Annotated in this window: 14 protein-coding genes; 10 read left to right on the forward strand and 4 right to left on the reverse strand. The window is 71.0% G+C overall.

Going from position 1 to position 16,786, the window contains the following annotated elements:
- Positions 1 to 280 precede the first annotated feature (280 nt).
- The 5 genes from QMK34_RS42760 to QMK34_RS42780 all read left to right on the forward strand — a co-directional run bounded on the left by QMK34_RS42760 (position 281) and on the right by QMK34_RS42780 (position 7,983).
- Positions 281 to 1,519 carry an Nramp family divalent metal transporter gene (locus tag QMK34_RS42760; protein WP_326420551.1) on the forward strand — a complete coding sequence of 413 codons (1,239 nt, stop codon included), beginning with the start codon at positions 281 to 283 and terminating at the stop codon, positions 1,517 to 1,519.
- Between the two features lie 70 nt (positions 1,520 to 1,589).
- Positions 1,590 to 3,095, forward strand: a complete 1,506-nt coding sequence (locus QMK34_RS42765; RefSeq protein WP_326420552.1) for a serine/threonine-protein kinase — start codon at positions 1,590 to 1,592, stop codon at positions 3,093 to 3,095.
- Between the two features lie 112 nt (positions 3,096 to 3,207).
- Positions 3,208 to 4,221, forward strand: coding sequence for a 4-hydroxy-tetrahydrodipicolinate synthase (dapA, locus tag QMK34_RS42770; protein ID WP_326420553.1), 1,014 nt, complete (start codon positions 3,208 to 3,210; stop codon positions 4,219 to 4,221).
- 44 nt (positions 4,222 to 4,265) lie between these two features.
- Positions 4,266 to 5,915 (forward strand): ribonuclease J, encoded by a 1,650-nt coding sequence (locus QMK34_RS42775; RefSeq protein ID WP_442785340.1) that lies wholly within the window; start codon positions 4,266 to 4,268, stop codon positions 5,913 to 5,915.
- 409 nt (positions 5,916 to 6,324) lie between these two features.
- The gene (locus QMK34_RS42780) at positions 6,325 to 7,983 is read left to right on the forward strand and encodes a VWA domain-containing protein (protein ID WP_326420555.1); all 1,659 of its coding nucleotides are present in this window, start codon (positions 6,325 to 6,327) and stop codon (positions 7,981 to 7,983) included.
- Here the strand turns inward: QMK34_RS42780 and QMK34_RS42785 are convergent, their stop codons facing one another.
- The 3 genes from QMK34_RS42785 to QMK34_RS42795 all read right to left on the reverse strand — a co-directional run bounded on the left by QMK34_RS42785 (position 7,984) and on the right by QMK34_RS42795 (position 10,567).
- Positions 7,984 to 8,934, reverse strand: a complete 951-nt coding sequence (locus QMK34_RS42785) for an EamA family transporter (RefSeq protein ID WP_326420556.1) — start codon at positions 8,932 to 8,934, stop codon at positions 7,984 to 7,986.
- A 166-nt stretch (positions 8,935 to 9,100) separates the two neighbouring features.
- The gene (gene wrbA / locus QMK34_RS42790) at positions 9,101 to 9,712 is read right to left on the reverse strand and encodes an NAD(P)H:quinone oxidoreductase (RefSeq protein ID WP_326420557.1); all 612 of its coding nucleotides are present in this window, start codon (positions 9,710 to 9,712) and stop codon (positions 9,101 to 9,103) included.
- A gap of 33 nt (positions 9,713 to 9,745) precedes the next feature.
- Positions 9,746 to 10,567, reverse strand: coding sequence for a lysophospholipid acyltransferase family protein (locus QMK34_RS42795; protein ID WP_326420558.1), 822 nt, complete (start codon positions 10,565 to 10,567; stop codon positions 9,746 to 9,748).
- A gap of 129 nt (positions 10,568 to 10,696) precedes the next feature.
- Here QMK34_RS42795 and QMK34_RS42800 point away from each other — a divergent pair, with 129 nt between their 5' ends.
- Both QMK34_RS42800 and QMK34_RS42805 read left to right on the forward strand, forming a co-directional pair.
- Positions 10,697 to 13,237 carry an FtsK/SpoIIIE family DNA translocase gene (locus QMK34_RS42800; RefSeq protein ID WP_326420559.1) on the forward strand — a complete coding sequence of 847 codons (2,541 nt, stop codon included), beginning with the start codon at positions 10,697 to 10,699 and terminating at the stop codon, positions 13,235 to 13,237.
- A gap of 6 nt (positions 13,238 to 13,243) precedes the next feature.
- Positions 13,244 to 13,723 (forward strand): hypothetical protein, encoded by a 480-nt coding sequence (locus QMK34_RS42805; protein WP_326420560.1) that lies wholly within the window; start codon positions 13,244 to 13,246, stop codon positions 13,721 to 13,723.
- Positions 13,724 to 13,818: 95 nt separating this feature from the next.
- Here the strand turns inward: QMK34_RS42805 and QMK34_RS42810 are convergent, their stop codons facing one another.
- A complete protein-coding gene (locus tag QMK34_RS42810; protein WP_326420561.1) occupies positions 13,819 to 14,328 on the reverse strand; it encodes an amino-acid N-acetyltransferase in 510 nt (169 codons plus the stop codon).
- Positions 14,329 to 14,483: 155 nt separating this feature from the next.
- Here QMK34_RS42810 and rimO point away from each other — a divergent pair, with 155 nt between their 5' ends.
- From rimO to QMK34_RS42825, 3 genes are all read left to right on the forward strand, one after another.
- A complete protein-coding gene (rimO, locus tag QMK34_RS42815) occupies positions 14,484 to 15,944 on the forward strand; it encodes a 30S ribosomal protein S12 methylthiotransferase RimO (RefSeq protein ID WP_326420562.1) in 1,461 nt (486 codons plus the stop codon).
- On the forward strand, positions 15,941 to 16,594 hold the full coding sequence (pgsA, locus tag QMK34_RS42820; RefSeq protein WP_326420563.1) for a CDP-diacylglycerol--glycerol-3-phosphate 3-phosphatidyltransferase: 654 nt from the start codon (positions 15,941 to 15,943) through the stop codon (positions 16,592 to 16,594). Before rimO ends, pgsA begins: the two co-directional genes overlap by 4 nt.
- Positions 16,591 to 16,786, forward strand: a 196-nt coding sequence (locus tag QMK34_RS42825; protein WP_326420564.1) for a CinA family protein, incomplete at its 3' end; no start/stop codon positions are given. The genes pgsA and QMK34_RS42825, both read left to right, overlap by 4 nt.

Genomic DNA, 16,786 nt, shown 5'->3' on the forward strand with positions numbered 1-16,786 from the left:
GACCAGCACGTGGTCGGTGTCGTACGTCGAGAGCGACGCCGAGCTCGAGCGCGCGGTCACCACGCTGCGTGAGGCCGGTCACGAGGTCGCCCACCCGGCCTGAGCTTGATTGCCCCTGAAGGCCACCTTCACGGCGTATTACGCCGTGAAGGTGGCCTTCAGGGGCTTTCAGCGGTAGCCGAGGAAAGTCCCCGCTGGCGTTGACGCACCCTTGTCCCGCAATGTTCGGCATGCCTAAACTCTGAGTTAGGAGCATCGACAAGTGAGGGTGGTGGGCCGGATGGCCTTGAAAGAAGGCGTGCGGCCGGCGTTGTCCCGGTTGCGGACCGGCTCGGCGTTGCTCGGGCCCGCCTTCGTCGCGGCCATCGCCTACGTCGACCCCGGTAACGTCGCCTCCAACATCAGCGCCGGTGCGCGCTTCGGCTATCTGCTGGTCTGGGTGATCGTCGCCGCCAACCTGATGGCCGTGCTGGTGCAGTACCTCTCCGCGAAGCTCGGCCTGGTCACCGGCATGTCGCTGCCGGAGGCGCTGCGCGAGCGGATGCCCCGCTCCGGGCGGCTCGCCTTCGGGGTGCAGGCCGAGGTGGTCGCGGTCGCGACCGACCTGGCCGAGGTGGTCGGCGGCGCCATCGCGCTGCACCTGCTGTTCGACCTGCCGCTGCTGCTCGGCGGCGTGATCACCGGCGCGGTGTCGATGACCCTGCTGGCGGTCCAGGACCGCGGCGGCCAGCGCACCTTCGAACGGGTGATCACCGGGCTGCTGCTCATCATCGCGATCGGGTTCCTGGCGAGCCTGTTCGTCGAGCCGCCCTCGGTGCCCGACACGCTGAACGGGCTGATCCCGCATTTCCAGGGCGCCGACAGCGTGCTGATCGCCGCCGCGATGCTGGGCGCGACGGTCATGCCGCACGCGGTCTACCTGCACTCCGGCCTGGTCCGCGACCGGCACGGCCACCAGCACGGCGAGCGCGCCCGCAGCCTGCTGCGGGCGACCAGGGTCGACGTCGGCCTGGCGAGGCTGCTCGCCGGCGCGGTGAACCTCGGCATGCTGCTGCTCGCCGCGACCAACCTGCAGGGCCAGGAGGGCGTCGACTCGATCGAGGGCGCCCACCACGCGGTCTCGCTCGCGCTCGGTCCCGGCATCGCGCTGATGTTCGCGATCGGCCTGCTGGCCTCAGGACTCGCTTCGACCTCGGTCGGCGCCTACGCCGGGGCGATGATCATGCAGGGCCTGCTCCGCAAGCGCATCCCGATCCTGTTGCGCCGCCTGATCACCCTCATCCCGGCGCTGGTGGTGCTCGCGCTCGGCGCCGACCCCAGCGCGGCGCTGGTGGTCTCGCAGGTGGTGCTGTCGTTCGGCATCCCGTTCGCGCTCGTGCCGCTCATCCGGCTGACCGCCGACCGCGAGCTGATGGGCGACCAGGTCAACCGGCGGTTCACCACGCTGGCGGGCTGGGTGGTCGCCGCGGTCATCGTCGTGCTCAACATCGTCCTGATCTATCTCACTTTCCAGGGTTGACCCGGGAACCTCCCGCAGCGCTCAGGGGTCGGACTAGCATCCTGCGCGAACCTGGGAGGAGCCGGACAAAGTGACCGACGAACACACCCGCGCGACCGAGCGCACCCGGCCGGGCGCCGGCCCGAGACTGATCGCGGGCCGCTACGTCCTGCTCGGCGAACTCGGCCGGGGCGGCATGGGCGTCGTGTGGCGGGCCCAGGACCAGGTGATCGGCCGTGACGTGGCGATCAAGGAGCTCAAGCTCGACGGCCCCGAGCAGGCCGGGGTGCTCTCCGAGCGGGTGCTGCGCGAGGTACGGGCAGGCGGGCGGCTCAACGACCCGGCCGTGGTCACCGTCTTCGACGTCATCACCGAGGCGGGCACGACCTACATCGTGATGGAGCTGGTCGAGGCGCCGACGCTGGCCGACCTCGTGCGCGAGCGGGGGCCGCTCCCGGCGCGCCAGGTCGCGCAGGTGGGGGAGCGGGTGCTCCAGGCGCTGCGCGCCGCGCACGCCGCCGGGATCGTGCACCGCGACGTCAAACCCGCCAACATCATGGTCGCGCCGGACGGCCGGGTGAAGCTCACCGACTTCGGCATCGCGCACGCCATCGACGACCCCCGGCTGACCACCAGCGGGATGATCGTCGGCAGCCCCGCGTTCATGGCCCCCGAACGGGTGCGGGGCCGCGAGGCGATGCCGGAGTCCGACCTGTGGTCCCTCGGCGTCACGCTGTTCTTCGCCGTCGAAGGGGTGGTCGCGTTCGAGCGGCCCACGACAGCGGCGACCCTGCACGCGATCATGACCGAGGTGCCGTACCTGACCCGCGGCCAGGGCCCGCTCGCCGCGGCGATCCTGGGCCTGCTCGTGGCGACGCCCGAGGCCCGCATGTCGCCCGACCAGGCCCACGGGCTGCTCGCGATGGCCGCCCAGCAAGCCACGGGCACCCCGCCGCGCGGGCACACCGCGTCGCTCCCGCAGGGGCCACCGCAGCCGCGGACCAGGCTGGCCGAAGCGCCGAAGAGTCCGTCCCGGCACCGTCCGCTGTGGGTGTCACTGGCCGCCGTGGCGGTGCTCGGCGCGCTGGTCGGCGGCCTGTTCCTGGGTCGCTCGCTGGCCACCCCGGAGCCGGACGCCGCGATGCTGCCCACGGTCACCTTCGGGGTCGACGGGTTCCTCAAGGCCAAGGTCGACGACTACCAGCCCTGCTACAACGTCGCCGTCCAGCAGGGCGTCACCATCGCCGCCGACAACAACGTGAACTGCGACAAGAACCACACCCTCGAGGTCTACGACACCGGCAGCGTGCTCGCGACCGGCACCAACTACTCCAGCCAGGACGCGACGCTCGCCCAGTACCCCGGCGTGGCCGCGGTCACCCGGCTCGCCGAGGCCCGCTGTGCGGCCTCGTTCCACTCGACCGTCGTGCCAGAGGACAGGCGCGCCGCGCTCAAGTACCGGGCCCTCATCCCGACCGAGGCCGAGTGGAAGCTGGACCCGGAAAAGAACGAATCGCCCACCCGCGTCTTCCACTGTGTCCTCATGAAGTCCGACAACGGGCAGATGCCCGCCCAGATTCAGGTGAAGGTCAAGTAGCGGACGCGAGAAGTTGCGCCGGGTGCCGCCGGGGCCGGGAAAATCTCCGGTCCCGGCCCGAAGTGCCAGGTCGTCGCGGGGTTCGCTGTGCCAACGAGGTACCGTCAACACCATGTCCACTCCTCCTACCGCAGCCCCGGGCAGACCTTTCGGGCGCGTGCTGACCGCGATGGCCACCCCCTTCGACGCCGACGGGGCGCTGGACCTGAAGCGGGCGCAGGAGCTCGCCGAGCACCTCGTGGACCTGGGGAACGACGGCGTCGTCCTCAACGGCACGACCGGTGAGAGCCCCACCACGACCGACGCCGAGAAGACAGACCTGATCCGTGCCGTCGTGGAGGCCGTCGGCGACCGCGCGGCCGTCCTGTCGGGCGCGGGCACCAACAACACCGCGCACAGCGTCGAGCAGGCCCAGCTGGCCGAGAAGGCCGGCGCGCACGGCATCCTCGTCGTCACGCCGTACTACTCGCGGCCCAGCCAGGCCGGGCTGTACGCGCACTTCACCGCCGTCGCCGACTCGACCGGCCTCGGCGTGCTGCTCTACGACATCCCGCCGCGCTCGATCGTCCCCATCGAGGTCGACACGCTGCTGCGGCTCGCGGAGCACCCGCGCATCCTCGCGGTCAAGGACGCCAAGGGCGACCTGATCGCGGGCAGCGAGGTCATCGCCAACACCCAGCTCGCCTACTACTCCGGTGACGACGGTCTCAACCTGCCGTGGCTCTCGGTCGGCGCGGTCGGCGTGGTCAGTGTGATCGGCCACGTCGTGGCGGGGCGGATCCGCGCCATGATCGACGCCTACGAGAACGGCGACAACTCCACCGCGCGCACCAATCACCGCGCCATGCTGCCCGTCTTGCGGGCGATGTCGCGGGTCGGCGGGGTGACGTTCGCCAAGGCCGCGCTGAAGCTGCGCGGGTTCGGCATCGGCGATCCCCGGCTGCCGATCGTGGCCGCCACCGAGGAGCAGCTGCAGCTGATCTCGGGTGATCTGGCGCAGGGCGGCGTGCCCCTTGGCGACACCGCGTCCTCGGACTGGCATGGTGCACGGGTGGCACAAACAGATTCGGCCGCGGCCTACGTGGCTCCGACCTCGCACACCAGCGTTGGGACAATGCCCAGGTGAGTTCCCTAGCAACCGGTCCAGGACCGACCAACGCCCCTCCCGAACTGCCCGAAGGCGGCCTGCGCGTAGTAGCGCTGGGCGGCATCGGGGAGGTCGGGCGCAACATGACCGTCTTCGAGTTCGGCGGCAAGATGCTGATCGTCGACTGCGGGGTGCTCTTCCCCGAGGACGACCAGCCCGGGGTGGACCTCATCCTGCCCGACTTCCGCGCCATCGAAGACCGGCTCGACGCCGTGGACGGGCTGGTGCTCACCCACGGGCACGAGGACCACATCGGCGCCGTCCCGTTCCTCCTGCGCCTGCGCCCCGACCTGCCGATCTACGGCTCCCGCTTCACCCTGGCGCTGCTCGCGGCCAAGGCCAAGGAGCACCGTCAGCGGCCGAAGCTGATCGAGGTCAAGGAGGGCGAACGCCGCACGGTCGGCGCCTTCGACCTCGAGTTCTTCGCGGTCAACCACTCCATCCCGGACGCGCTGGCCGTGGCCATCCGCACCCCGGCCGGGGTGGTGCTGCACACCGGTGACATCAAGCTCGACCAGCTGCCGCTCGACGGCCGCCTGACCGACCTCGCCGGGTTCTCCCGGCTCGGCGACGAGGGCGTGGACCTGTTCTGCGTCGACTCGACCAACGCCGAGGTGCCCGGGTTCGTCACCGCCGAGCGTGACATCGGCCCGGTGCTCGACGACGTCATCCGCCGGGTCAACCAGCGGGTCATCGTGGCCTGCTTCGCCAGCCACGTGCACCGCGTCCAGCAGGTGCTCGACGTCGCGGTGGCCCACGGCCGCCGGGTCGCGTTCGTCGGCCGGTCGATGGTCCGCAACATGGGCATCGCCGCCGACCTCAAGCTGCTCAAGATCCCCGAGGGCCTCCTCGTGGACCTGGACCAGGCGAGCAACCTGCCCGAGAGCAAGGTGCTGTTCGTCTCGACCGGTTCGCAGGGCGAGCCGCTGTCCGCGCTGTCGCGGATGGCCCGCGGTGAGCACCGGCAGATCTCGATCCGCTCCGGCGACACCATCGTGCTGGCCAGCTCGATGATCCCCGGCAACGAGACCGCGGTCTTCGGCGTCGTCAACGGCCTGACCCGGCTCGGCGCGAACGTCGTGCACCAGGGCAACGCCAAGGTCCACGTGTCGGGGCACGCCTCGGCCGGTGAGCTGCTGTACCTGTACAACGCGGTGCGCCCGAGCAACGTCATGCCGGTGCACGGCGAATGGAAGCACCTCAAGGCCAACGGCGAGCTCGCGATCCGCACCGGGGTGGCCCCGGAGAACGTGGTCATCGCCGAGGACGGCGTGGTCGTCGACCTGGTCGACGGCCGGGCCCGGCGCACCGGCCGCGTCGAGGTCGGGCACGTCTACGTCGACGGCCTGTCGGTCGGCGACGTCGGCGAGTCGACCCTGTCCGACCGGCTCGTGCTCGGTGAGGGCGGGTTCATCTCGATCAGTGTCGCGATCGACTCCGCCACCGGCCGCCCGGTGACCGCCCCGACCGTGTCCGGCCGTGGTTTCTCCGACGACCCGAAGGCGCTCGACGCCGTCGTGCCGCTGGTGGAGATGGAGCTGGCGCGCACGGAGGCCGAAGGCATCACCGACACCCACCGCATCGCGCAGTCCGTGCGCCGCGTGGTGGGCCGCTGGGTGGCCGACACCTACCGCCGCCGTCCGATGATCGTCCCGACGGTCATCCCGGTCTGATCCCGCGGCACCCGAACACGAACACGCCCCCGGTCCACAATGGACCGGGGGCGTGTCTCGTCCCGGGCTTCAGCGGGTGATCGCGGCGAGCAGCAGCGCGAAGGTCACCCTCGCGGTCTGCGACATCAGGGCGCGCCGGGCCCGGCGCTGGTCGGTGCGGGTGGGCTGGTTCATCGGTACTCCCCAGTGGTGTGTTTCCGGTGTCTTTTCCTGTCAGCCGCCAGTTTTCCGTGATCAGGGGCCGGGGTCGTCCCGCTGCGGGGCCAGGCGGCTCCCTCTCAGGTAGCAGTCCGCCCCGGGGAAATGGGCGTACTTAGGCCATCTGCACTAAGTATTCGCGATCAATAGCGTCTAACCTCGAACGACACCACGCGGCCCGGTCGGGCCGGTCGGCAGGAAGGCCGAGCCGATGGGGCGTCATTCGACCGAACGGCCACGAAGACGCTGGCTGCTGCCCACCGTGGTGATCTGCCTGGTGCTTTCGCTGGGGCTGTCCGCGTGGGTGGCCATGGCCGTGTCGCGGAAGCCCGCTGGCTGCGGGGAGCCCGTCAAGGTCGTGGTGGCGGCTTCGCCCGACATCGCCCCCGCGCTCTCGCTCGTCGTGCGCGGCCTCGACCAGCCGTGCGCCGCCATCGAGGTCCAGTCGCGGGAGTCTTCGCAGGTCGCGGAGAGTCTCGCCATCTCCGACGGCAGCGCGCGGCCGCAGGCCTGGATCCCCGATTCGACCCTGGCACTGCGGCGGGCCCGTCAGCTCGGCGCGGCGGACGTGCCGGAGTCCGGGCCGTCGGTGGCCAGTTCGCCCGTGGTGCTGGCCGTCTCGGAGGACGTCGCGAAAGGGTTCGGCTGGCCCGCCCAGCCGCTGACCTGGGCGGCGGTGCTCGCCTCGGCCGGCGCCGGAATCGTCACCGGGCTGCCTGATCCGGCGAAGGACGCGGTCGGGGTGTCCGCCCTGCTGGGCCTGCGCGCCGCGTTGACCGGCGGCCCCAGCCCCAATCCTGACGCCGCCTATGCCTCGCTGCTGCGCCGGTTCTCGGCGAACACGGTCGACGGGGAGACCGAACTGCTCGCCAGGGTGCCCGGTCTGGGCGCCGCGGCCGACGTCGCGCCGCTGACGGTCTTCCCGGCGTCGGAGAACTCCGTCCTGCGGCACAACGTCACGCGGGGGGAGTCGCCGCTGGTCGCGGCCTACTCCGAGGCCTCGCCGTCGCTCGACTACCCGTTCGTGGAGCTGGCCGGGGCCACCCAGGCCCAGCGCGCGGTGATCGAGCCGCTGATCCGCGCGCTGCTTGGCCGGCCCGGCGCGGGAGCCATCGCCGACGCGGGCCTGCGGGCCGCCGGTGGGCAGGCCCTGGGCGGGCACGCCGACGACGAGCGGGTGACCGCCCAGGGCGTACAGAGCGCGGTCATGCCGCCGAGCGCGACGGTCGACGAGGTGCTCAACCAGTGGGCCGGGATCAACAGGAACGCCCGCGTGCAGGTGCTGATCGACGTGTCCGGGTCGATGACGGAACCGGTGGCGGGCACCGGGAAGACGCGGATGCAGGTCACCCTCGAGGCGGCGGAGAAGGGGATGCACCTGTTCAAACCCGCCACCCAGCTCCGGATCCTCACGTTCGCCACGAAACTGGACGGCGACGCCGACTACCGGGAGGTGCTGCCGATGGCCCCGGTCGGGCGGCAGCTGGCCGGGGGAGCGCTGGACAAGCTGCGGGCGATCACCGCTGGCCCCGACGGTCAGACCGGGCTCTACGACAGCCTGCTCGACACCTATCGCGTGGCACGCAAGGAGTGGGAGCCGGCGCGGCTCAACGTCGTCATCGTGATGACCGACGGGCGCAACTCCGATCCCGGCGGCATCAGCAGCGCCGACCTGCTGACCGAACTCGGGAAGCTGCAGGAGCCGGGCAGGCCGATCCCGGTGATCGGTATCGGGATCGGGCCGGACGCCGACGAGGTCGAGCTGCGCCAGATCGTCGCGCCGACCGGGGGACAGGCCTTCGTCACCCGTGATCCGGCGAAGATCGCCGACGTGTTCTACGGGGCGCTGAGTCACCTCGCCCGCGGCTGATCATCCCGGGGCCGCTGTCGCCGCGCGGGAGTTGAGCTGGACGATCAGGGCCCCGCCGAGCAGGATCGCCGCGCCGAGTACCTGTACCCACGCGAGCTCCTCGCCGAGAAAGGCCCAAGCCGCGGCGGTCGCGATGACGGGCTCCCCGAGCCCCAGCACGCTCGCCACGGAGGCCGGAAGGTGTCGTAGTGCCGAGATCCCGGCGAGGTAGGCCAGTACGGTCGAGAACAGCGCCAGCGCGGCCAGCAGCAGCCAGATCGGGGGCCGCCACGGGCCGAAGTCCACGTAGTGCGTCGTCAAGGCCCAAGGGACCGTCCACGGCGGCGCGACCACGCAGACCGCGATCGCGCCGACGACCATGCCCCAGGTCACCATGCCGAGCGGGTCCCGGCTCGCCACCCCGTGCTCACCGAGCAGGAAGTACGCCGCCGAGCAGACCGCCGCGCCGAGCCCGGCGAGCAGTCCTGCCGCGTCGAGCCGCAGCCCCTGCCAGACCTGGGCGACCAGTGCCAGCCCGACCGTGGCCAGCGCGATGCCGAACCACATCGGCCTGGGCAGGTGCACGTGCCGGACGAACCGCGTCCACAGCGCGATCAGCACTGGCGAAAGGAACTCGAGCAGGATCGCGATGCCGACGGGGATCCGGCTCGTCGCGACGAAGTACAGCAGCTGGACACCCGCGACGCCGACCAGGCCGTACGCGACCAGCAACGGCCATTCCCGCCGCCGCACGCGCAGCAACGCGGGCCGGAACAGCGCGACACCGGCCAGCAACACCAGCGCGGACGTCCCGATCCGGGTGGCCGCGACCTGCTCGGGCGACATCCCGGCGAGCATCGCCGGTTTGCCCAGCGCCCCCGAACACCCGAACAGCAGGGACGCGACCAGGATCAGCCCCGTTCCCCGGCCGCGACGGACGACGTGCGGGGAAACGGCGAGTTCGGCGACCACCCCGCGAGACTAGTGATTGGCGGTCGGCCGGTCAGCCGGTTTTTCGCGGCCGCCATGTGTGTCCGGATCGCCGTCACACGTGAGGGAAAGGCCGCCACGCGTGACTGGGTTGCCGTCACGCGTGACGGCAGGCTGATCACGCGTGACGGCGATTCCGTCACGGGGGTCAGCGGGGCTTGAGGCCGGTGGCGATGTAGGTGGAGATCGTGGCGAGGCGGGTGCCCTGGATGCGGAGCGCGCCGAGGGCGAGCTCGTCCGGCTCGGCGGACTTGCGGGAGACGAACGAACCGCCGTACGGGTTTCCGGAGTCCGCCAGGTGCGGGTCGGCGTAACCGAGGGGGAGCACGATCGCGCCCCAGTGGTAGAAGATGTTGTTGGTCGCCAGGATGGTCGTCTCGAGGCCGCCGTGCGCGGTGGACGCGCTGGTGAACGACGTCGCGACCTTGTCGGCGAGCTTTCCCTGCGCCCACAGGCCACCTGTGCTGTCCAAATAGGACTTGAGCTGGGCGGCGGGGCCGCCGAACCTGGTCGGGCCGCCGACCGCGAGCCCGTCGGCCCACTCGAGGTCGTCCAGCGTCGCGAAGGCGTGGTGCGGCCCGGCGTCGGCCCAGGCCTGCCACCGCGGGTTGCTCGCGACGGCATCGGGAGGCGCCGTCTCGGGCACCGTCCGCACGCGGACTTCGGCGCCGGTTTCCCCGGCCCCCTCGGCTAGCGCGGCGGCCAGCTTCGCGGTGTTGCCGGTCGCGCTGTAGTAGACGACGAGAATGCGTGTGCTCACACAGCCGACTCTAGGGGCGTTCCCGGCGGCGTCTCAGGATCCGGACTTCGGCCGCCACGGGCTCACGGTGTCGGTCGGCCGGGTCGGGTCGTGGAACCGCGGGACGCCGAGTTCGCCGCGCCGCAGCGGGACCATCCCGTCGGCGATGGCCCGCATGATCTTCGCGTGCGCGCGGACACCGGCGCCCGGCCGCTCCGGTTCGACGCCGGACAGGTCGACCGGGTCGCCGAAATGCACCTGGAAGTGCGGCCGTCGCCACGGCGCGCTGAGCCCGGACTTCGCCAGCGGCATCAGGTCGGCCGGGCCGTTGACCGTCTCGGTGCCCCAGTAGACGGCCTCGTGCGCGCCCCATTGGCTGATCGGGATCACTGGCACGTTCGCGGCCAGTGCCAGCCGCGCGGCGCCGGTCTTGCCCCGCTCCGGCCAGAGCCCGGGATCGTGGCTGATCCGGCCCTCGGGGTAGACGATGAGCGGATCGCGGGTGGTCCGCAGCGCCTCGGCGGCCTCGGTGAACTGCCCGACAGCCGTGGTGGCCTTCGCACGGTCGACCCGCAGGTGCCCGCTGGCCCGCAGTGCCGGGCCGAGCACAGGCATGTCGAGGATGCCGCCCGCGAGCATGAACCGCGGGTTGATGCCGATCCGCTTGCACGCGGCCATCAGCACGAACGCGTCGAACACGCCGATGTGGTTGGCCGTCATCAGCAGTGGGCGTTTCCGCAGGTCCGCGGGCACCGAGCCGGTGACGGTGAGGTGGCCGACGAAGGTGACCAGCCCGCGGTCGATGTTCAGCATGGTCCGCCAGATCGCCGGGGACCGGCGAGCCGCGGACTTCTTCTCCTGGCGCAGGGCGAACATGACCGGAAGCATATTGGGGGACGGCGTTTCACCCGGTTGGCCCCTCGAGATGCCGCCCCGGCCAAATGTTTCGGGTGCGGTGCGAGTGGCGGATGTGACGAAATGGCATCGCCGGTTACCGTGGAGGGCATGGCGAGCGGGTCGGCAACAAGGCGGAGTTCGGGAAAGAGCGGCGGCAGCAAGACACCGGCGCGTAAGTCTCGTACCCCGGCGAAGCCACGTTCGGCCGCTTCACGGGCCTCGGCCCGTAAGCCCGCCGCGCGTTCTTCCGCGCGGCGGCCCGCCCCCCGGAAGAAGTCCTCCGGTGCGTTCGGCAAGGGCGTGCGCGGGACCTGGAACCTCATCGCCAAGGGCGTCGGCAGCCTGGCCCGCACGGTCGGCCGCACCCGCGAGCTGGAGCCCGAACACCGCCGCGACGGCCTCGCGCTCGGCCTGATCGCGCTGGCTATCATCACCGCGGTCGGCGTGTGGTGGCGCTCGGCGGGCCCGATCGGCGGCTGGGTGGAGGTCGCCACCCGCACGATCTTCGGCGCCGGGGCGGTGACCCTGCCGCTGGTGCTCACGGTCGTCGCCGTGGCACTGATGCGGTCCGAACCGACTCCGGAGACCCGTCCCCGGATGGTCGTCGGCTTCGTGCTGGTGCTGTTCTCGGTGCTGGGCCTGCTGCACATCTTCACCGCGCTGCCCGCGGAAAACCTCGGCCGGATGTACGCCGGCGGGATCCTCGGCGCGTTCTCCGGCGGCCTGCTGACCCTGGGCGTCACCACCTGGGTCGCCATCCCGCTGCTGAGCCTCGCACTGGTCTTCGGGATCCTCGTGTTCACCGGCACGCCGGTCCGCGACATCCCGCACCGGCTGCGCAACTGGGGCCTCGACCCCGAGGAGATCGAGGAGGCCGACGCCGAGCGTCAGGCCATCCACGACGAGCGGGACGCGGTCACCGAGGCCGATCCGCAGGCCGTGCGCCTGCGCAAACCTTCGCGCCGCCGTCAGGGCAGCGCCGACAGCGCCGGTGAGCAGCTCGACATCGAGGCCGCGCTCGCCGAGCCGCCCACCTCGCTCCGGCCGCCCAAAGCCGCTCCCAAGCCCCCCGCGGCGGAGGTGCCCGAGCGGAAGCCGAAGAAGGCGCCTGAGCCCGCGCTGTCGGTCACCCGGACGGTGGAAGGCGACTACAAGCTCCCGTCACCCGATCTGCTGGTTCTCGGGGACGTCCCGAAGACCCGCAGCAAGGCCAACGACACGATGATCGAGGCGATCACCGGCGTGCTGGACCAGTTCAGCATCGACGCGCAGGTCACCGGCTTCACCCGCGGCCCGACGGTCACCCGGTACGAGGTCGAACTCGGACCCGGCGTGAAGGTCGAGAAGATCACCGCGCTGACCAAGAACATCGCCTACGCCGTCGCCACCGACAACGTCCGGCTGCTCGCGCCGATCCCCGGCAAGTCGGCGGTCGGCATCGAGGTGCCCAACTCCGACCGCGAGATGGTGCGCCTCGGCGACGTGCTGCGCGCGCCGTCGACGGTCAAGGACAACCACCCGATGGTGATCGGGCTCGGCAAGGACATCGAGGGTCACTTCGTCACCGCGAACCTGACGAAGATGCCCCACCTGCTGGTCGCGGGCTCGACCGGCTCCGGTAAGTCCAGCTTCGTCAACTCGATGCTGGTGTCGCTGCTGGCCAGAGCCACCCCGGAAGAGTGCCGGATGATCCTGATCGACCCGAAAATGGTCGAGCTGACGCCGTACGAGGGCATCCCGCACCTGATCACGCCCATCATCACCCAGCCGAAGAAGGCCGCCGCCGCGCTGGCCTGGCTGGTGGAGGAGATGGAGCAGCGCTACCAGGACATGCAGGTCAACAAGGTCCGCCACATCGACGACTACAACAAGAAGGTCCGCTCCGGCGAGATCACCGCCCCACCGGGCAGCGAGCGCGTCTACCGGCCGTACCCGTACATCATGGCGATCGTCGACGAGCTCGCCGACCTGATGATGACCGCGCCGCGCGACGTCGAGGACGCGATCGTCCGGATCACCCAGAAGGCGCGTGCCGCGGGGATCCACCTGGTGCTGGCCACGCAGCGGCCGTCGGTCGACGTCGTCACCGGCCTGATCAAGACCAACGTGCCTTCGCGGCTTTCGTTCGCGACGTCGTCGCTGACGGACTCGCGGGTCATCCTCGACCAGCCCGGCGCCGAGAAGCTCATCGGCATGGGCGACGCGCTGTACCTGCCGATGGGCGCGGGCAAACCGGTCCGCGTGCAGGGCGCTTACGTCAGCGACGAGGAAATCTCCGCGATCGTCACGTTCGCCAAGGAGCAGGCGCAGCCGGACTACACCGACGGCGTCACCGCCCAGAAGGCCGGTGAGAAAAAGGAGATCGACGCCGACATCGGCGACGACCTCGACGTGCTGCTGCAGGCCGCGGAACTGATCGTCACCTCGCAGTTCGGCTCGACGTCGATGCTGCAGCGCAAGCTCCGTGTCGGGTTCGCCAAGGCGGGCCGCCTGATGGACCTGCTGGAGAGCCGCGGCGTGGTCGGCCCGTCCGAGGGCTCCAAGGCCAGGGACGTGCTGATCAAGCCCGAGGAGCTGGATTCGGTGCTGTTCATGCTCCGCGGCGGCGGCGACGCCAACGGCGGGGACCTCGCGGAGGAAGAAGACTGACCCCGGGTGCGTGCAACCTCACCCGGCGCCCGCTCCGTCCCCTGGATCGTGGACTGGAAAAAGCTGCTCATCGTGCTCTGTTCGGTCGCCGGGCTCGCCGGTGGCGCGGGAAGCTCCGCCGCCACCCCGGCGGCCGTCCCCGGACCGCCTCCGGCTGCCGAACCCGCCCCGTCCGCTGACCTTGGCCAGGATTTCACGCTGTCCACCGGTCAGACGGCCGACGTCGCCACCCGGGACCTGACGGTCCGGTTCAGCGGACTCGTGTCCGACTCGCGGTGCAGGCCCGGAATGCAGTGCTTCTGGGCGGGGGACGCCACGGTTTCCGTGGTTCTCGCCGAGCCCGGCCGCGGCGAGCGAACCGGGTTCGAACTGCACACCAACTCACAGGGCGGGCACCGCGACGCGACGTTCAACGCCTTCCGCGTGGATCTCGTCGCCGTCAACCAGCAGGGTGACGAGATCACCCTCAAGGTCTCCCACCTCTGAGTCCCGCTTGCCGAATGGTCCCTGAAGGCCACCATGACGGCGTTAGACGCCGTCATGGTGGCCTTCAGGGACCGCCGAATCGGTTGAAGTGGGCTTCAGAGCTCCAGGAGCATGCGGGAGTTGCCCAGGGTGTTGGGTTTCGCGTAGGGCAGGTCGAGGAACTCGGCGACGCCGGTGTCGGCCGAGCGGCGCATCTCCTCGTAGACCTCCTGGGACACCGGGGTGCCGTCGATCTCGACGAACCCGTGCCCCGCGAAGAAGTGGGTCTCGAAGGTCAGCACGAACAGGCGCTTCAGGCCCAGCTCGCGGGCGAGCGCGACCAGCTGGCCGACCAGTGCGTGGCCGATGCCGCGGCCTCGGGCGGTTTTGTCGACTGCCACCGTGCGGAGCTCGGCCAGGTCCTCCCACAGCACGTGGAGGGCCGCGCAGCCGAGAATCTCGCCGTCGTCCTCGGCCACCCAGAACTCCTGCATGTCCTCGTACAGGGTGACCAGTTCCTTCTCCAGCAGGACCCGGCCCGCGTCGGAGTCGACCAGCGCCTTGATCTTGCGGACGTCGACGATCCGGGCGCGGCGGACGAGGAGTTCTGCGGAGTCGGGCTGCACGTCCGCAACGTTAGCGAGCCGGGCCGCCAGGCACGTCGTGGCACGGCCCACATCGTCGGCGAACAGCGACCGGACCGCGACGCGCTGCGATGGGCGGGCCCGGTCCGGCACCGCACTCGTCGGGTGCCGGGAGCAGCCCGGCTACCCTGAGGCACGTGCCTTCCCCCACCACTGAGCCCGCCAGTACCCGCCGCGTCTCCTTGCTGACCCTGGGCTGTGCCCGAAACGAGGTCGATTCCGAGGAACTCGCCGGTCGGCTGGCCGCCGGGGGCTGGGAACTGGCCACCGAGCCCGAGGACTCCGACGTCGTGGTGGTGAACACCTGCGGCTTCGTCGAGTCCGCCAAGAAGGACTCCGTCGACACGCTGCTCGCGGCGGCCGACACCGGCAAGAAGGTCGTCGCCGTCGGCTGCATGGCCGAGCGGTACGGCTCCGAGCTCGCGGACAGTCTTCCCGAGGCCGACGCCGTCCTGGGCTTCGACCACTACGCGGACCTCTCCAACCGGCTCGACGACGTCGTGGCCGGGCGCGCCATCGCCTCGCACACGCCGTCCGACCGGCGCAAGCTGCTGCCGATCAGCCCGGTCCAGCGCCCCGCCGCGGCCGACGAGGTCGAGGTGCCGGGCCACGCCCAGCACGGCTGGGGCCCGCGCGTGCTGCGGACCAGGCTCGACAGCTCCCCGGTGGCCGCGCTGAAGATCGCCTCCGGCTGTGACCGGCGCTGCTCGTTCTGCGCGATCCCGTCCTTCCGCGGCTCGTTCGTGTCGCGGCTGCCGGACGAGATCGTCGCCGAGGCGATGTGGCTGGCGGAGAACGGTGTCAAGGAGGTCTTCCTCGTCAGCGAGAACTCGACCTCCTACGGTAAGGACTTCGGCCGCGACGGGGCCCGCGCGCTGGAGCAGCTCGTGCCGCGGCTGGCCGAGGTGCCGGGCATCGAGCGTGTCCGCGTTTCCTACCTGCAGCCCGCCGAAACCCGCCCCGGCCTTGTCAAGGCCATCGCGACGACGCTGGGCGTGGCCGACTACTTCGACCTGTCGTTCCAGCATTCCAGCGAGTCCGTGCTCCGCCGGATGCGCCGGTTCGGCAACACCGACTCGTTCCTCGCGCTGGTCGAGCAGATCCGCGAGCACTCGCCCGCCGCCGGCATCCGGACCAACGTCATCGTCGGCTTCCCCGGCGAGACCGAGGAGGACCTGGCCGAGCTGGAGCGCTTCCTCACCGGCGCCCGCCTCGACGTCGTGGGCGTGTTCGGCTACTCCGACGAGGACGGCACCGAGGCCGAGACCTTCGAGGGCAAGCTGGACGAGAGCGTGGTCACCGCGCGTGTCTCGCGGATCTCGGCGCTGGTCGAGGAGCTGAGCACGCAGCGGGCGGAGGACCGCATCGGCGACTTCGTCGAGGTCCTCATCGAGCGCGTCGAAGAGGACGAGGACCCGGTCGGCCGCGGGGCGCACCAAGCGCCCGAGGTCGACGGCGAGTGCGTCATCGTGGAGACCGAGGACCTGCCCACGCTGGCCGTGGGTGACTTCCTGCGCTGCGAGGTCGTCGACTCCGAGGGTGTCGACCTGATCGTCCGCCCCGCCCCGTTGACGGACCGTCCGGACGCCGAACGGTGAGCAGTGCAGCCCCCAGCGACGCGGGCGCGGGCGAGGGAACCGGCCAAGAGGCACACGGCCCCGCCCACGTGCCGGAGCCGACCCCGGTTCCGACGCTCAACCTGGCCAACATGCTGACGATGTCGCGGCTGGTGCTGGTGCCGTTGTTCATCGCGGCGCTGTTCACCGGCGACGGCACGGACACGTTCTGGCGGGCGATCGCCACCGCGCTGTTCGCCATCGCCTCGTTCACCGACCAGGTGGACGGCTGGGTGGCGCGCCGCTACGGGCTGGTCACCGACTTCGGCAAGATCGCCGACCCGATCGCGGACAAGGCGCTGATCGGCGCCGCGCTGATCGGGCTGAGCGTGCTCGGCGAGCTGGGCTGGTGGGTCACCGTGGTCATCGCGATCCGCGAGATCGGCGTGACCCTGCTGCGCTTCTGGGTGATCAAGCACGGCGTGATCCCGGCCAGCCGGGGCGGCAAGGCCAAGACGCTCACCCAGATCGCGGCCATCACCGCGTACCTGCTGCCGCTGCCCGACAGTGCGGCCCCGGTGCGCTGGGTGCTGATGGGCCTTGCGCTGGTCCTGACCGTCGTGACCGGCCTCGACTACGTCGTGCGGGCGGTCCGGCTGCGGGCGGCGGGACGCCGGGCCTCGGGCTCGTGACCGGTTCGCGCGCGACCGAACTGATCGCTTCGCTGCTTTCCCGGGGCGAGACCGTGGCGACCGCCGAATCGCTGACCGCCGGGCTGGTGTGCGTGCTGCTCACCGAGGTCCCCGGTTCGAGCGCGGTCGTGCGGGGCGGGCTGATCGTCTACGCGACCGACCTCAAGGCCGGGCTCGCCGGGGTGGACCCGG

The organism is Amycolatopsis sp. H20-H5, assembly GCF_035828755.1.
Classification (GTDB): Bacteria; Actinomycetota; Actinomycetes; order Mycobacteriales; family Pseudonocardiaceae; genus Amycolatopsis.